The organism is Phocaeicola fibrisolvens (assembly GCF_025567125.1).
GTDB lineage: Bacteria > Bacteroidota > Bacteroidia > Bacteroidales > Bacteroidaceae > Phocaeicola > Phocaeicola fibrisolvens.
The window spans coordinates 57,718-73,262 of sequence record NZ_JAOQJI010000005.1 but is presented as its reverse complement, the minus strand read 5'-3'; the positions used below and the strand labels follow the sequence as shown (position 1 = coordinate 73,262).

Here is a 15,545-nt window from a genome sequence, read left to right as displayed (position 1 = left end):
AACTTTAATATACTTCTACCTTCGCAGCCAGCGACTTACACTTGTCACGAAGCGCATCCAGATCGCCATCGTTCTTGTCATAGCAAACTACCACTCCCATACGACGGTTCAAGCGAGTAGTCGGTTTTCCAAAGATACGAAGATAGGTATTCGGCTGAGAACAAACCAGTTCCTCGCCTCTGTACTGCGGAGCTTTCTGGCTGGCAATCGGAGAAAGAATCACTGCACTTGCACCAATGTGTTCCTGCGTAATGCCCGGAATCGGCAGACCCAGTACCGCATACAGATGCAATTCAAACTCATTCAAGTTCTGCGTATTGGCCAAAGTTACCATACCGGTATCGTGCGGACGAGGAGAAAGCTCAGAGAAATAGACTCCGTTTTCATGGCTCAGGAAGAATTCCACTCCCCACAAACCATATCCCGTCAGCGCTTTTGTCACTTTGTCGGCCATCCGCTGTGCTTCAGCCAAATGTTCCGGTGCGATGTGAGCCGGCTGGAAACTTTCACGATAGTCTCCTCCCTTCTGTACGTGTCCGATAGGAGGGCAGAACAAAGTCGGTCCGTTCTTCTGAGTCACTGTCAGCAAAGTGATTTCACTGTCAAAATGAATGAATTCCTCTACAATCAGTTCCTTGATATCGCCACGACTACCGTTGCACCCATATTCCCATGAATACTTCAGGTCTTCTTCAGACTTTGCTACCGACTGACCCTTTCCAGAAGACGACATCAACGGTTTGATGACACACGGATAACCAATCTTACTGGCTGCCTCTTTCAGTTCATCGTAAGAGGAAGCATAAAAATACTTCGCAGTTTTCAGTCCCAGTTCCTTGGCTGCCAAATCGCGGATAGCCTTACGGTTCATTGTAAAATTCACCGCACGCGCACTCGGCACGACTTGAATACCTTCTTTTTCCAAATGATAAAGCCGTTCAGTACGTATCGCTTCTATTTCAGGAACAATAATATCCGGATGATACTTTTCTACCACACGGTCCAAAGCCTCTCCATCCAACATACTGAATACCTCGTACGCATCTGCCACCTGCATAGCCGGTGCACCTGCATAAGAGTCACACGCAATCACATACTGGCCCAAACGCTGGGCTGCAATGGTAAATTCCTTACCAAGTTCTCCGGAACCTAACAAAAGTATTTTTTTAGTCATATATATAAGGTTTATGCTTCTTTTCTGCAAAGATAATATTTTTCTTCAGACCTTATACCACGACCCACCGATTTATCAAGCTTCAACTTCCGCTGCTGCCAGCTTCTTCAAGGTCAACAATTCACTTCCGTCCTCGCCCAATAAGCTCACCGTACCATTTTCTTTTACCTCAAAACTGCGCACCTTGTTCAATGCATCCAGAATATTTCTTTCCGTTTCCATATCCGGACAAGCCATCATGGTGGAAATCATCTGGCTGAACTGCAAAGACGAGGGCTTTCCTTCTTCTTGAGAGAACCCGCCATTGATGGTGTTGCAACTGGCATTTCCATACACCCGTTTCTCTGCCAAGTCGAAAGTCAATTGAGGCGTTTTTTCCGTTTTACCGATTTCAGTTCCATTGACGGTCATAATCTGCCATGTCCCTTCCAAATCCTTTATAGAGACTTCCTTTACGTCCCGTTTCTGCAACAGGATGACCGATTTTCCATCGGCGTCGTTCAAGGATACACCTTCACCCACTTCTTCATATCCAGCCACCTTGTTCAAGGCTTCCAGCACACTCTGTTCTACCTTCATGTCCGGACACATCATCCGCGTCGCACCCACCTGTCCAAACGAAATTTTTCCCGCATTCAGCGTATCCAGGTTGAAGGTTCCCATCAGACGGTTGCATCCCGCATTGCCATACAAGCGGTGTTCGGCGTTGTCAAAACCCAGGAAAGGCGTATTTTCCGCACTTACTTTTTCCCCGTTCACTTCCACGATGTTCCATTCCCCTGAAAAATCAACCACAGCCACCGAGTTCTTTCCCGAGCCGCAGCTCATCAGCAGACAGGCAAAAGCTGCTGCTGCCAGATACTTTCTATTCATAACTTGTTTCTCTTTAATCGTAATTACATTTTCACAAACAATCCATTTTTAAGAATTGTTCATTTACAAAAATACGGATATCACCTGAATACTGCATCAGGTTTGGAATTATTTTCTATCTTTGCATATTGAACGGTAACGTTTACCGGGCATTTAAAGTATCAAATTAATAAATGAGTAAAGTATTGATTATCGGTGCAGGCGGTGTAGGTACCGTTGTTGCACACAAAGTGGCTCAGCATCCGGAAGTCTTCTCCGAAGTCATGATTGCAAGCCGCACACAGTCCAAATGCGACGCTATTGTCAAAGCAATTGGCAATCCTCACATCAAAACCGCCAAGGTAGATGCCGACAATGTGGATGAACTTGTGTCTTTATTCAACAGTTTTAAACCCGAAATCGTTATTAACGTAGCACTTCCCTACCAGGATTTAACGATTATGGAAGCATGTCTGCAAACGGGAGTGAACTACTTGGATACAGCAAACTACGAGCCGAAAGACGAGGCTCACTTTGAATACAGCTGGCAATGGGCTTACAAGAAACGCTTCGAGGAAGCCGGACTGACCGCCATTCTGGGTTGTGGATTCGACCCGGGAGTAAGTGGCGTATATACTGCTTACGCAGCCAAGCATCACTTCGACGAAATTCAGTATCTGGACATCGTGGACTGCAACGCCGGAAACCACCACAAGGCTTTTGCCACCAACTTTAACCCGGAAATCAACATCCGCGAAATCACACAGAACGGACGTTACTACGAGAACGGCAAATGGATTACAACCAAACCGCTGGAATTCCATAAAGACTTGACTTATCCGAACATCGGCCCGCGCGATTCTTACCTTCTGTATCACGAAGAACTGGAATCACTGGTCAAGAACTTCCCGACCATCAAACGTGCCCGCTTCTGGATGACTTTCGGCCAGGAATACCTGACTCACCTGCGCGTAATTCAGGACATCGGTATGGCCAGCATCAAGCCTATCAACTACAACGGCATGCAGATTGTTCCGTTGCAGTTCCTGAAAGCCGTGCTGCCTAACCCGCAGGATTTGGGTGAAAACTACGAAGGGGAGACTTCCATCGGATGCCGTATCCGGGGTATCAAGGACGGAAAGGAACATACTTATTATGTATACAACAACTGCTCTCACCAGGCTGCTTACAAAGAAACAGGCATGCAGGGTGTAAGTTATACTACCGGTGTACCGGCCATGATTGGGGCCATGATGTTCCTGAAAGGCCTGTGGAAACGTCCGGGCGTATGGAACGTGGAAGAATTCGATCCAGACCCATTCATGGATGCCCTGAACAAATACGGACTGCCTTGGCATGAAGTATTCGACGGTGACTTGGAACTGTAATCGATTGAAAAATTATCCCTATAAAGAATCAAGAATGGAGAACCGGAGCACTCATTCTTCATTCTTGGTTCTTTTCTTTTTTCCCACTTTTATAAAGAAACAATTATGAACATAGGAGACAAAGCTCCCGAAATACTGGGAATCAACGAAAAAGGTGAAGAAGTCCGCCTGAGCGACTACGCAGGCAAGAAAATCGTACTCTATTTCTACCCCAAGGATATGACTTCAGGCTGTACGGCACAGGCCTGTAACCTCCGTGACAACTACGCCGAGCTCCAGAAAGCTGGTTATGAAGTCATTGGCGTGAGCATCAACGATGAGAAATCACACCAAAAATTCATCGAGAAAAACCAGCTTCCGTTCACGCTGATTGCCGACACCGACCACAAACTGGTGGAAACCTTCGGCGTATGGGGAGAAAAAAGCATGTACGGACGCAAATACATGGGTACCTTCCGTACCACTTTCATTATTAATGAACAAGGCATCATCGAACGGATTATTTCGCCCAAGGAAGTGAAAACCAAAGATCATGCCGCACAAATCCTACAATAATTATGGCAAAGAAAGACGAACTTGAATTTGAAGGGGGTATTGAAAACACCCCCAAACCCAATAACAGTGAGAAACTGAAAGCCCTGCAAGCTGCCATGGACAAAATTGAGAAGAGCTTCGGAAAAGGCTCCATCATGAAAATGGGCGACGACCACGTGCAGGAAGTAGAAGTCATCCCCACCGGCTCCATTGCCCTGAATGCGGCACTGGGCGTAGGTGGTTATCCGAAAGGACGTATCATCGAAATCTACGGTCCGGAATCTTCCGGTAAGACCACACTGGCCATCCATGCCATTGCCGAAGCACAGAAAGCCGGCGGTATTGCTGCTTTCATCGATGCAGAACATGCTTTCGACCGTTTTTATGCAGCCAAGCTGGGAGTGGACATCGACAACTTGTGGATTTCACAACCCGACAACGGTGAACAGGCATTGGAAATTGCTGAACAGCTGATTCGTTCCTCTGCCATCGACATCATTGTCATCGACTCTGTAGCTGCCCTGACCCCGAAAGCTGAAATTGAAGGCGACATGGGCGATAACAAGGTAGGCTTGCAAGCCCGACTGATGTCACAGGCTCTGCGCAAGCTGACTTCTGCCATCAGCAAGACCAACACGACCTGTATCTTCATCAACCAGCTGCGTGAGAAAATCGGCGTCATGTTCGGCAACCCGGAAACCACTACCGGTGGTAACGCCTTGAAATTCTATGCATCTGTCCGCCTGGACATCCGTCGCGCTACTCAATTGAAAGACGGCGAAGAAGTCATCGGTAACCAGGTACGCGTGAAGGTCGTAAAGAACAAGGTGGCTCCTCCTTTCCGCAAAGCCGAATTCGACATCATGTTCGGTGAAGGTATTTCCCGCAGCGGTGAGATCATCGACTTGGGCGCCGAACTGGGCATCATCAAGAAAAGCGGTTCTTGGTACAGCTACAACGACACCAAACTGGGACAGGGCCGTGATGCCGCCAAACAATGCATCCAGGACAATCCAGAACTGGCCGACGAGCTGGAAAAACTGATTTTTGATGCGTTGAAAGACAAAGAATAAATCTCATTATCCTTTTTTTCTATAATAAAAACGGGTTCACTCTGCTGCAATCAGCGGATGAATCCGTTTTTTTACATGCCTACTATTACCTTTTTTATTGAATCCAGCACCAAAGAGAACGAAAAGACATCTCCATGAAAGTCCAAATCCCTCTCTCATTTTTTCCCAACATCTTCATAATTTCTCTGTTTCACACTGTGGGATACAAAAACCACAGTGCGGGATATATATTTCACAGTGTGGAATACAAAAACCACACTGTGAAACAGAACTATTTTCTAGAGAAAAAACAATATGTATACCAGCTTTTTCACCTTTATCAAAAAGTCCGTACACACAATATTTCCAGACCTCTCTCCCACCGTATGCAGACTCTTTATTACCTTATTTTCCAGCCCTGAGCTTTTTTCTCGACAAAAAGCAACGAAAGAAACAAAAAATACGTTATATTTACCACAAAGAATTATTGTGAACCACTAAAAAACAAAACTATGACCCTAAAGCATCAAATTCTTTTCATACTTTGTCTGGCCTTTTCCACTGTAGCTTCTTGGGCACAGAGTAATAAGTTCGTCAATTCAGCCTTCCGTTTCGCCACTCGTGCAGAGGCCCAAATGCTGATTACGGAACTGGACGACTATACCCGCAACTGGAACCAGTTTGATATCGACGTGCGTTTGCAGAAACCCAAAGGACGCAAATCCGAGTTGTTACAATTCGCCATGAACCAGACGCTTAACTGGAGTGACAAAGATAAAGAACGTATCAGTAAGGCAATGAAAAGCTTGGATACTGAAATCAAAAAACAAAAATACAACTTGGAATTCCCTAAAGAAATCATCTTCGTAAAAACTACGCAAAAAGAAGAAGGAAGTGCCCAGGCCTACACTCGCATGAACTGGATAGCCATTGGAGAAGAAGTATTACAAAGTTCTTCCGACGAGGACCTGAAATACCTTGTTGCACACGAACTGTTCCACCTGTTGACGCGACAGAATTCCACTTTCAAGAAAGACATGTATCAAGTTATCGGATTTACAATCATTGAAAAAGAAATCCTATTCCCGTCCGATTTAGCTGAGATGCGCATTTCAAACCCTGACATCAGCCACCATGACAGCTACGGAACCTTTACCATAAATGGGCAGAAACAATACTGCACCATGGTGATTTACACCGACAAGCCCTACGAAGGAAATACATTGTTTGATTACATAAAGATAGGACTTGTTCCGCTAAACGGAGAGTTCATCCCCATTCAAAAAGCTGGGAAAACCCTTATTTACACACTGGATGACGCGGAAGACTTCTACACACAAGTTGGTAAAAATACCAGCTACGTGATTCATCCGGAAGAAATCATGGCCGACAACTTTGCTTTTACACTGATTGGAAAGAAAGATTTACCGAATATGGAAATTATTCAAAAGACACAAAAGGTTCTGAAAGCCAACAACCGATAAATTATTGACAATCCACAATATAAAAAAGTCAGGCATTCATTTTTTTAAGTGCTTGACTTTTTTTATGCTAAGAAATAAAAAATCTATCGTTTCCGGTAGTCTTTCTCAATAGCCTGAGTAATCCAGTTGGCGAGGGCCTGACGATTGTCAGCAATAACCAGACGTTTCTGGTCCTGCGCATTCTGAATATTTCCCACCTCCAGAAAAACCGCTACAGGAGTCGTGTTACGGAGAACAAACAGATTACGTTCGCTCACCGTTCCCTCAAAACCGCGGTTAGGCTGATGCCGGTCGTACTTGGCACGAAATGTGCGCTGAATTTCTCTTGCCAGCTTCTTTCCTTTCGAACTGCCCGGTGCATGATAAAAATACACATCGGTCTGGTTATGACGTGCCCGGCTGTCCACGTGGATAAACACAGCCCGCTTGTAACTGCTCTTATCTTTTCGGTAGAGGCGGTTGATGGCATCGCAACGCTGCTGCAGACGGGCCACCTGATTCAACGGAATGGCTTTGCCCATGCAAGTCTCCCGCTTGCTGTTGTTCAATACCGCCTGGTTACGGATACCATCTTTCGCATCCTGAATGATGAAATGTACTTTTGCCCCGCGCTTCAGGAGCTCCCGCCCGAGGCGGAGAATAATGTCGTAGGCATATTCATCTTCGTGCAGTTCCTTTCCCTGATATTTGCCGATGCAGCCGGGGTCAGGACCGCCGTGTCCGCTCACCAAGTAAAAGACCGCTCCTTTCAAGGAGCTGGAAGTCACGGCATACGACGCATATTTCTTTCCCAGCAATGGCTCATAGTTGCCTTTCTTCCGCCCGTTCATTTCCAGAGGGAAACACAGCAGAAAGGCCAACAATACATACCCATATTTCTTCATCACTTCAGCAGTTCTTCTATTTTCTGACAAAGAGAAGCAAATTCCTCTTCATTATACAAACGCGTCATCATGACAATCTTTCCATCCTTGCCAACCAGTACATTGCGAGTGATTCCGGCATTGCGTTCTGCATACTTGGCAAAGATATCCGCCCCCGGGTCAAGTCCCAATGGATAGGTCACTCCTGTCTGCTTGGCAAAAGCCTTCACGCGTTCCAGCGGTTCGTCACGGTCTACCCCGTAGAGCACGAATGACGCATTGTCTTTATGTTTCTGCCAGATGTCTTTCTCGATAAAAGGCATTTCCTTGCGGCATACTCCACACCAGCTGGCCGTGAACTGCAACATCACTACCTTGCCTTTCAGGTCGGACAGCTTCACCTTGCTGCCATCCGTCAGCGTCATCTCAAAGTCGGGTGCCTCATCGCCTACCTTTACAATATATCCAGCCGCATCGGGAACCGGCTGACTAGCCTGAAGAGGGGCATGGCTCCCCATACATCCCATCAAAGCCAATGCTAAAAACAGCTTCTTCATATTCATTCTAAATTATAATCCGGTCCAAAGATAACACAAAAAAGTGAAAAACAGACATATCGGAATAGAAACACGTATTTTATCCACTACACCGGATGTTTATACAGAAACTTTATTACCTTTGCGAAACATGAAAAACTCAAAACAACCCAACCTATGGACTGCACAAACATCATCGGAGAAAAAATCAAAGCGCTCCGAAGCAATCAGGAAATAAGTATGCAGGAACTGGCCGAACGCGCCGGACTGACCGTGGAACAGGTGAGCCGCATCGAAGAGAACATCGACATTCCTTCGCTTGCCCCACTGATTAAAATCGCCCGTGTACTGGGGGTACGACTGGGTACTTTCCTGGACGACCAGCCCAATGAGACAGGACCGGTAATCTGCCGGAAAGGGGAGGCAGACGATACCATCGGCTTTTCCAACAATGCGACACAGGCACGGCAGCACATGCACTACCACTCACTGGCAAGAAGCAAGGCCGACCGTCACATGGACCCGTTTATCATCGACATCGAAGCCGACAGCGAAAAGGATTTCTTCCTTTCCGGACACGAAGGCGAAGAATTCATTATGGTACTGAAAGGGGAACTGGAAATCAGTTACGGGAAAAGTACTTACCGACTGAAGGAAGGTGATACCATTTATTACGACTCCATCGTGCCGCACCACGTACACGCTGCCGAAGGACAAGCCGCACAAATTCTGGCCGTGGTCTACACTCCGGCCTAAGTCTCACTCAAACCTTCAACGACATGTTACAACTATCTGAAAGAACCTTGGGCGACTGGCTGGAGCATTGGGCGGAAGTGACTCCGGACAAAGAATACATCGTCTATTCCGACCGTAACCTGCGCTTCACCTGGAAACAGTTCAACGAACGGGTGGACCGTATGGCCAAAGGCTTGCTGGCCATCGGAGTGCAAAAAGGCACGCACGTGGGTATCTGGGCCCGCAACGTACCCGACTGGCTGACTTTTCTGTATGCCTGTGCCAAAATCGGGGCCGTAGCGGTCACCGTCAACACGAACTACAAGCAGGCGGAACTGGAGTATCTTTGTGAGAACTCCGACATGCATACACTGTGTATCGTCGACGGGGAAAAGGACAGCAACTTCGTGGAAATGACCTACACCATGCTGCCTGAGCTGAAACTCTTTGAACGGGGACACATGAAAAGCAAGCGCTTCCCCCACATGCGCAACGTGATTTACATCGGACAGGAAAAATACCGAGGGATGTACAACACGGCAGAGATTCTGCTGCTGGGACATAACGTGGACGACGAGGAACTGACACGAGCCAAAAAGCAGGTGAACTGCCACGACACCGTAAACATGCAGTACACCTCGGGTACTACGGGATTCCCCAAAGGCGTCATGCTGACCCACTACAACATCGCCAACAACGGATTTCTGACGGGCGAACACATGAAATTCACCCCCGACGACAAGCTGTGTGTCTGTGTACCGCTGTTCCATTGTTTCGGAGTGGTACTGGCCACCATGAACTGCCTGACACATGGCTGTACACAGGTGATGATTGAGCGTTTCGACCCGTTGCTGGTCCTGGCTTCCGTTCACAAGGAACGGTGTACGGCCCTCTATGGCGTACCGACCATGTTCATTGCCGAACTGAATCATCCGATGTTCAGTCTGTTCGACCTGTCGAGCCTGCGCACCGGCATCATGGCCGGCTCTCTCTGTCCGGTGGAACTCATGAAACAGGTGGAAGAAAAGATGTTCATGCGCGTCACCAGCGTGTACGGACTGACGGAAACCTCACCGGGCATGACGCACAGCCGCATCGACGATGATCCGGAAGTGAGATATCACACCGTAGGGCACGACTTTGAATTTACTGAAGTGAAGGTGCTCGACCCGGAAACCGGCGAGGAATGTCCGATAGGGGTACAGGGAGAGATGTGCAACCGGGGCTACAACAACATGAAAGGATATTACAAGAACCCGGAGGCTACGGCCGAGGTTATCGATGCCAAGGGATTCCTCCATTCGGGCGACTTGGGAGTGAAGGATGAAAACGGGAACTACCGCATCACGGGCCGCATCAAGGACATGATTATCCGTGGCGGTGAAAACATCTACCCGCGTGAAATCGAAGAATTTCTCTACAAGATGCCGGGCATCAAGGATGTACAGGTGGCCGGTGTGCCTTCCAAGAAATACGGAGAAGCCGTAGGGGCCTTCATTATCCTGCACGAGGGCTACACCATGAACGAGTTCGATGTCCGGGAGTTCTGTCAGGGAAAAATCGCCCGCTACAAAATTCCCAAATACATCTTCTTCGTCAAGGAGTTCCCGATGACGGGCAGCGGCAAAATCCAGAAATTCAAACTGAAAGACTTGAGTCTGAAACTCTGTGCCGAACAGGGTATCGAAATTATATAAAAAGTGACTCGAACAACCAAAAAGAAAATGGCTCCCCCAAAATGCATTGTCACTGGGGGAGCCATTTGTTTGTATCGTTACGGAAAAAGAATCGTCAGGCAAGCTGCTGCAGGATGTCTGCGGCAATCTGCGGAGCGGTCAGGTGGTTCTGCTCCAGGAACTCCTGCACGTCGAAACGGTCTACAAATTCCTTCCGGGCTCCGAAATTGAGCACCTTCATCGGGCTGCAACCGAAATAGCGGGCAATCTTCTCGCCGAATCCGCCGTCCAAGACTCCGTCTTCCAGCGTCACTACCAGCTCGTGGTCGGCCTTCAGTTCTTCCATCAGGGCCTCATCCACTCCCGTAATGTAGCGCGGGTTAATCAGCGTCACTTCCATACCATGTTGACTCTTGAGCAAGTCAGCCGTTTCTTCCGCCAATCCGAAGAAAGAGCCCAATCCCAGGATGGCTACCCGATTACCTTTCTGGACGGTCTGATAACGGTTCAACCGACTGTAATCTGCATCCACCGGACGATTCCCGTAAGCCAGTTCCGTAGCCGGCACGCGGATAGCTACCGGATGTTCATTCTGACGGATACTCCATTCCAGCATGGCCATATACTCTTCCTGGCAGGTCGGTGCCAGGTAGACCAGATTCGGAATATTGCTGAGCAGCGGAATATCGAAGAAGCACAGATGTGTCACATCGTTCATGGCCGAGAGCGAACCCCAGAACACCAGAAGTACCGCCGGATTGCGGTTGATACACAAATCCTGCGAAAGCTGGTCGTAGGCACGTTGGATGAAGGTACTGTACACCCCAAACAACGGTTTACCTCCATTCTTGGCAATACCCGAAGCCAGGGCCACGGCATGCTCTTCGGCAATACCCACATCCACAAACTGCTTCCCGGCAGCCTTCCGACGGTCGGGAGTAAATCCCATCACGGTAGGCGTACCGGCTGAAATGGCCACAATGCGGCGGTCTTCCTGCATACGCTGCAACAAGTAGCGGGCGGTCAGGTCGGCATAGTCCTGCGGCTCTTCACTCGAATGGAACACCACTCCCGTTTCTGGATTGAACGGCATGGTCCAGTGGTACGTCTCTTTGTCCTTTTCAGCCGGAGCATATCCTTTTCCTTTCAGCGTGTTGATGTGCACCACAATCGGATGGTCAATGTCCTTCACTTGCTGGAAAGCTTTGATAAGCGCCTCTACGTTATTGCCTTCGTTCACATAAAGATAATCCAGTCCCATGGCCCGGAAAAGATTGCAAGGACACTGACCGTTGCTTTCGCGCAGCTCCTGCAAATTACGGTAAAGTCCTCCGTGATTCTCGGCAATCGACATCTGGTTGTCGTTGACTATAATGATGAAATTGGTTCCCAGTTCTGCCGCATAATCCAGTCCTTCCAAAGCTTCTCCACCACTGAGCGAACCGTCTCCGATGACCGCAATCACATTGCCGCCTTTCCCGGTCAGGTCTCTTCCTTTGGCCAATCCGCCCGCCAGGCTGACAGAAGTCGAAGTATGGCCCATCACAAAATGGTCGTGCACACTTTCCATCGGTTCGGAATAACCGGACACCTCGTCATACTGTTCCGGATGCAGGAAGGCATCCTTACGCCCGGTCAGCATTTTATGGGTATAACTTTGATGTGACACGTCGAACACAATCTTGTCTTCCGGCGAATGGAACACGTAATGCAAAGCAATTGTAGCTTCCACCATTCCGAAGTTAGGACCGAAATGTCCTCCGTGTGCGCTCAGCTTCTGCAACAGAGCCTGGCGTATCTCGTGGCTTAACACATTCATTTCTTCTACCGACAACTTTTTGACATCAGCCGGTGAATTGATTTTTTCCAGATACATAAAATGATATTTAAACAAGTTATACATTAAAGATGCAATTTCACGAAGCAAAAATAGGTGTTATTCCACTTCATGAACGTATATAAATTACGGCTTTTTATACCCGGATTACTTGCATGTAACCCTACAAAACAAAAAGACTGTTCCACTTATAATAGTGAAACAGCCTCTTTGTATGGTATGATCGGCCCAATTATTTCTTTACAATCTTAACCAGCAACGTCTTGCTGTCCAGTTTTCCTTTCGTATCGTATGCCTCCGACTTTACCAGTCCCACTCCTTCTGCATACCACTCCGTAATACGCAGTGTAGTGGTCTTCAATACGATTTTCGTACGCTGCAGATAAGAAATCTTCACGCAATTGAACTTTCCGGCAGTGGTACTGATGGTTTCGTTACCCATATAAGCCGCACCGGAAATGTTTACATCATTCTTCAGCATGTTGCGAACCCACTGATAGGACCGGTCAGGAATACTCTCTCCTCCCTTGGCACCATCCTTAATGGTAAACGAATTGTCGCCTTTGAATTTGAGCTTCTCCAGCAAGCCCAAGCGAGCAGCTTCATTATACTTATCAGGATCGGAATCAGAATCCACATACGGACCGTACATCAAGTCTTCCGTACAAACCGTGTTCGCTCCATCGTAGCTCCAGTTGAACAATGTATAGCTGGTATTGTTCTTTGCCTTTGTGGTCACAATCTTATCGTAATAAGAAGCCTGTACCTTCCCGTCTGCCTTTACCACCTTGCTCACCGTCATCGTTTCGTCGGAAGTACTCTGACCAATCTCATCATAATTCACATAATGCAATTCTGTTCCTTCCGTCGTACAGAAATATTGTGCTTGCATAGAATGACAGCCTAAAATAGCTGCGACCAAAAACATTAGCCTCTTCATAGTTTCATCTTTTAAACAAAATACGGTGCAAACATACAAATTTCTTTCTTTTTCTGCCTATCTTTGTCACAGAAAAAACATTAAATCGACTATACATGGGATTATTATCATCTTTATTCGGAAAAAGCCAATCCGATGAAAACGAACAGGAAAAGCAAGACAAGAAAAATTTTGACATTCTGAAATACGACGGCATCCGTGCCCGCAACATGGGAAAACTGGACTACGCCATCAAATGTTTTGAAGAGGCGGTAGCACTCAACGACGAAAACGAAACACTGGGACTGCTGGCCAGCGCCTACCTTCAGGCCAACCGGACAGACGATGCACGCATCACCCTCGACCGGCTCGTGGCAAAGGATGAAACCAATGTGCCGGCCTTGCTGTCACTGGCCAGCGTATGCTTCCTGCAAGAAGATTACGACAGCATGGAAAAAGCCTGCCAGAAAGCCATCGCCGCAGATGATAAAAACGCACAGGCCTACTACTTGGCCGGGAAAGCGGCTCACGGCATGAAAAACGGATTGCAAGCCATCGTGATGCTGACCAAAGCCCTCGCCCAAAATGAAAGTTATACGGAGGCCTACCTGCTCCGTGCGGAGGTTTTGTGGGAAATGCGTCAGGCAAAAGACGCCTTAGACGACTTGGAACAGGTGTTGAAACTCAATCCGGAGGAGGAAGAAGCCCTTCTGCTGAAAGCCACCATTCACATTCAGCTCGGGCAAACGGAAGAAGGTGAAGGGTGCCTGGACCAAGTGATTTCACTGAACCCATTTAACGTGAAGGCTTACTTGTTGAAAGGAAGCTTGCTGACAGAAGAGAAGAAACTGGACCAAGCCTTGGAGAACTATCAGGAGGCCATCGAATTGATACCGCAGGACGCTCAGCTGTATCAGGAAAGAGGACGGGTACGTCTGCTGATGGGAGATAAGGACGGAGCCACAGAAGACATGAAAAAAGCCATCGAACTGGCTCCTGAAAAAGAGAATCTGATTTCCGGTCATTTCGATAATTTTGAAAAGAACAACTTGCAGACGGGGATTTATTGATTCACGCCCTTAATAAATTAAGAAAAAAACGGCTGTGGAATGCGCTTTCAAAAAGATTTCCGCAGCCGTTTCTTTTATATGTCTTTTAATCAAAGCGTGTCGTAAGCCGCTTTCAATTGCTGCAAAGCTTTTTCGAGGGTAATTCGCGGACAGCCCACATTCATCCGCATAAAACCAGCCCCTTCCTTCCCAAACATTTCTCCGTCGTTCAATGCCAGTCCGGCCTTGTCCACAAAGAAAGCATTCAAGTCCTCGTGCGAAAGTCCCAGTTCCCGGCAGTCCAACCAAATCAGGTAAGAAGCCTGCGGACGCATCACCTTCATCTTAGGTATATGAGTCCCGACATAATCTGCCACATAATCAATATTTCCCTGAATATAGGCCAGACACTGCGCCAGCCACTCCTCCCCTTCGGTGTAAGCAGCCGTCACGGCAGGCCAGGCAAACACATGACCCGCATTCAGTTCGCCGGCATCCAGATAATTCACGAAGCGTTCCCGGAGCACCTCATTATGTATAAAGGTGTGCGAAGCAGCCACTCCCGGCATGTTGAACGTCTTGCTGGGCGCCATAAAGGTGACAGAGTTATTGCGTGCCTTTTCCGAAACCATGGCAAACGGCGTATGATGGAAAGGAGGCAAGGTCAAGTCGGCATGAATCTCGTCCGAGAACACAATCACGTTGTCGTCGGCACAAATTTCGGCCAGCTCCTGCAATTCTTCTTTTTTCCATACGACTCCACCCGGATTGTGAGGATTACAGAGAATCAATACCCGTATGCCTTTAATGGAACGACGAATCAAATCCAAGTCCATGCGGTAATGTCCGTCCACCTCTTTCAGCGGACACTCCACCAGCCGGCGGTTGTTGCGCGTCACCAGCCAGGCAAAAGGATGATACACTGGCGGCATAATCATGATTTTATCTCCCGGCTCCGTGAAACAGTTGATGGCCATTCCCAGTCCGGGCACAATGCCGGGTACAAAATTAATCTCTTCCTTCTGCACCGTCATGCCATAACGCTTCTTCACCCAGCCGATAATGGCCTGATAATAACTGTCCGGACGGAACGTATACCCCAGCACCGGATGTGCACAACGCTCACGGATGGCATCCAGAATAAACGGAGGAGTGGCAAAATCCATATCGGCCACCCACATGGGAATCAAATCCGAACGTCCCCACACATTCACCATACCGTCTACTTTCTCGCAGGAAGTGCCCCGACGGTCTATCACTTCATCAAAATTATAGTTCATGTCTTTTATCTGTTTGGCTGTTTTATATATGAAATATCTCTATACAACAAAGGTAAGAAAATACCTTCACATCCGGCATTAAGAACGTATTTTTTAAAAATGAGTAGAAAAAATTTGATGTAATATTTGTTTTTTAAAGAAAAGTATTACTTTTGCAGCAGAAATA

14 protein-coding genes are annotated in these 15,545 nt (G+C 47.6%); 7 read left to right on the top strand and 7 right to left on the bottom strand.

What is annotated here, in order from left to right; genetic code table 11:
• Window positions 1-4: 4 nt before the first annotated feature.
• Window positions 5-1,174 carry a formate-dependent phosphoribosylglycinamide formyltransferase gene (purT, locus tag OCV81_RS03405; RefSeq protein WP_148328378.1) on the bottom strand — a complete coding sequence of 390 codons (1,170 nt, stop codon included), beginning with the start codon at window positions 1,172-1,174 and terminating at the stop codon, window positions 5-7.
• Window positions 1,175-1,249: 75 nt separating this feature from the next.
• Window positions 1,250-2,047 (bottom strand): META domain-containing protein, encoded by a 798-nt coding sequence (locus OCV81_RS03400; protein ID WP_148328376.1) that lies wholly within the window; start codon window positions 2,045-2,047, stop codon window positions 1,250-1,252.
• A gap of 173 nt (window positions 2,048-2,220) precedes the next feature.
• Here OCV81_RS03400 and OCV81_RS03395 point away from each other — a divergent pair, with 173 nt between their 5' ends.
• The 4 genes from OCV81_RS03395 (at window position 2,221) to OCV81_RS03380 (ending at window position 6,484) form a co-directional block, all read left to right on the top strand.
• Window positions 2,221-3,414 carry a saccharopine dehydrogenase family protein gene (locus tag OCV81_RS03395; protein WP_148328374.1) on the top strand — a complete coding sequence of 398 codons (1,194 nt, stop codon included), beginning with the start codon at window positions 2,221-2,223 and terminating at the stop codon, window positions 3,412-3,414.
• Between the two features lie 105 nt (window positions 3,415-3,519).
• Window positions 3,520-3,969: a thioredoxin-dependent thiol peroxidase gene (gene bcp / locus OCV81_RS03390; RefSeq protein ID WP_148328372.1), complete on the top strand. Its 450-nt coding sequence runs from the start codon at window positions 3,520-3,522 to the stop codon at window positions 3,967-3,969.
• A 2-nt stretch (window positions 3,970-3,971) separates the two neighbouring features.
• A complete protein-coding gene (recA, locus tag OCV81_RS03385) occupies window positions 3,972-5,021 on the top strand; it encodes a recombinase RecA (protein WP_148328370.1) in 1,050 nt (349 codons plus the stop codon).
• A gap of 491 nt (window positions 5,022-5,512) precedes the next feature.
• Window positions 5,513-6,484: a hypothetical protein gene (locus tag OCV81_RS03380; protein ID WP_148328368.1), complete on the top strand. Its 972-nt coding sequence runs from the start codon at window positions 5,513-5,515 to the stop codon at window positions 6,482-6,484.
• Window positions 6,485-6,567: 83 nt separating this feature from the next.
• On the opposite strand, the gene OCV81_RS03375 is transcribed toward OCV81_RS03380, so the two are convergent.
• Both OCV81_RS03375 and OCV81_RS03370 read right to left on the bottom strand, forming a co-directional pair.
• On the bottom strand, window positions 6,568-7,314 hold the full coding sequence (locus tag OCV81_RS03375) for an N-acetylmuramoyl-L-alanine amidase family protein (RefSeq protein WP_239464772.1): 747 nt from the start codon (window positions 7,312-7,314) through the stop codon (window positions 6,568-6,570).
• Window positions 7,315-7,367: 53 nt separating this feature from the next.
• On the bottom strand, window positions 7,368-7,874 hold the full coding sequence (locus OCV81_RS03370) for a TlpA family protein disulfide reductase (RefSeq protein WP_394802512.1): 507 nt from the start codon (window positions 7,872-7,874) through the stop codon (window positions 7,368-7,370).
• Between the two features lie 186 nt (window positions 7,875-8,060).
• Here OCV81_RS03370 and OCV81_RS03365 point away from each other — a divergent pair, with 186 nt between their 5' ends.
• Both OCV81_RS03365 and OCV81_RS03360 read left to right on the top strand, forming a co-directional pair.
• On the top strand, window positions 8,061-8,639 hold the full coding sequence (locus OCV81_RS03365; protein ID WP_148328364.1) for a helix-turn-helix domain-containing protein: 579 nt from the start codon (window positions 8,061-8,063) through the stop codon (window positions 8,637-8,639).
• Window positions 8,640-8,662: 23 nt separating this feature from the next.
• Window positions 8,663-10,315 carry an AMP-binding protein gene (locus tag OCV81_RS03360; protein ID WP_148328362.1) on the top strand — a complete coding sequence of 551 codons (1,653 nt, stop codon included), beginning with the start codon at window positions 8,663-8,665 and terminating at the stop codon, window positions 10,313-10,315.
• A 94-nt stretch (window positions 10,316-10,409) separates the two neighbouring features.
• Here the strand turns inward: OCV81_RS03360 and OCV81_RS03355 are convergent, their stop codons facing one another.
• Both OCV81_RS03355 and OCV81_RS03350 read right to left on the bottom strand, forming a co-directional pair.
• Entirely contained in the window at window positions 10,410-12,170 is a 1,761-nt protein-coding gene (locus tag OCV81_RS03355; protein WP_148328360.1) for a 1-deoxy-D-xylulose-5-phosphate synthase, read from the bottom strand.
• A 193-nt stretch (window positions 12,171-12,363) separates the two neighbouring features.
• A complete protein-coding gene (locus OCV81_RS03350) occupies window positions 12,364-13,071 on the bottom strand; it encodes a TapB family protein (RefSeq protein ID WP_262640039.1) in 708 nt (235 codons plus the stop codon).
• Between the two features lie 95 nt (window positions 13,072-13,166).
• On the opposite strand from OCV81_RS03350, the gene OCV81_RS03345 reads away from it, so the two are divergent.
• The gene (locus OCV81_RS03345) at window positions 13,167-14,120 is read left to right on the top strand and encodes a tetratricopeptide repeat protein (RefSeq protein WP_148328358.1); all 954 of its coding nucleotides are present in this window, start codon (window positions 13,167-13,169) and stop codon (window positions 14,118-14,120) included.
• A gap of 89 nt (window positions 14,121-14,209) precedes the next feature.
• On the opposite strand, the gene OCV81_RS03340 is transcribed toward OCV81_RS03345, so the two are convergent.
• Complete coding sequence (locus OCV81_RS03340) at window positions 14,210-15,379, bottom strand: MalY/PatB family protein (RefSeq protein ID WP_148328356.1); 1,170 nt, start codon at window positions 15,377-15,379, stop codon at window positions 14,210-14,212.
• Between the last annotated feature and the right edge of the window lie 166 nt (window positions 15,380-15,545).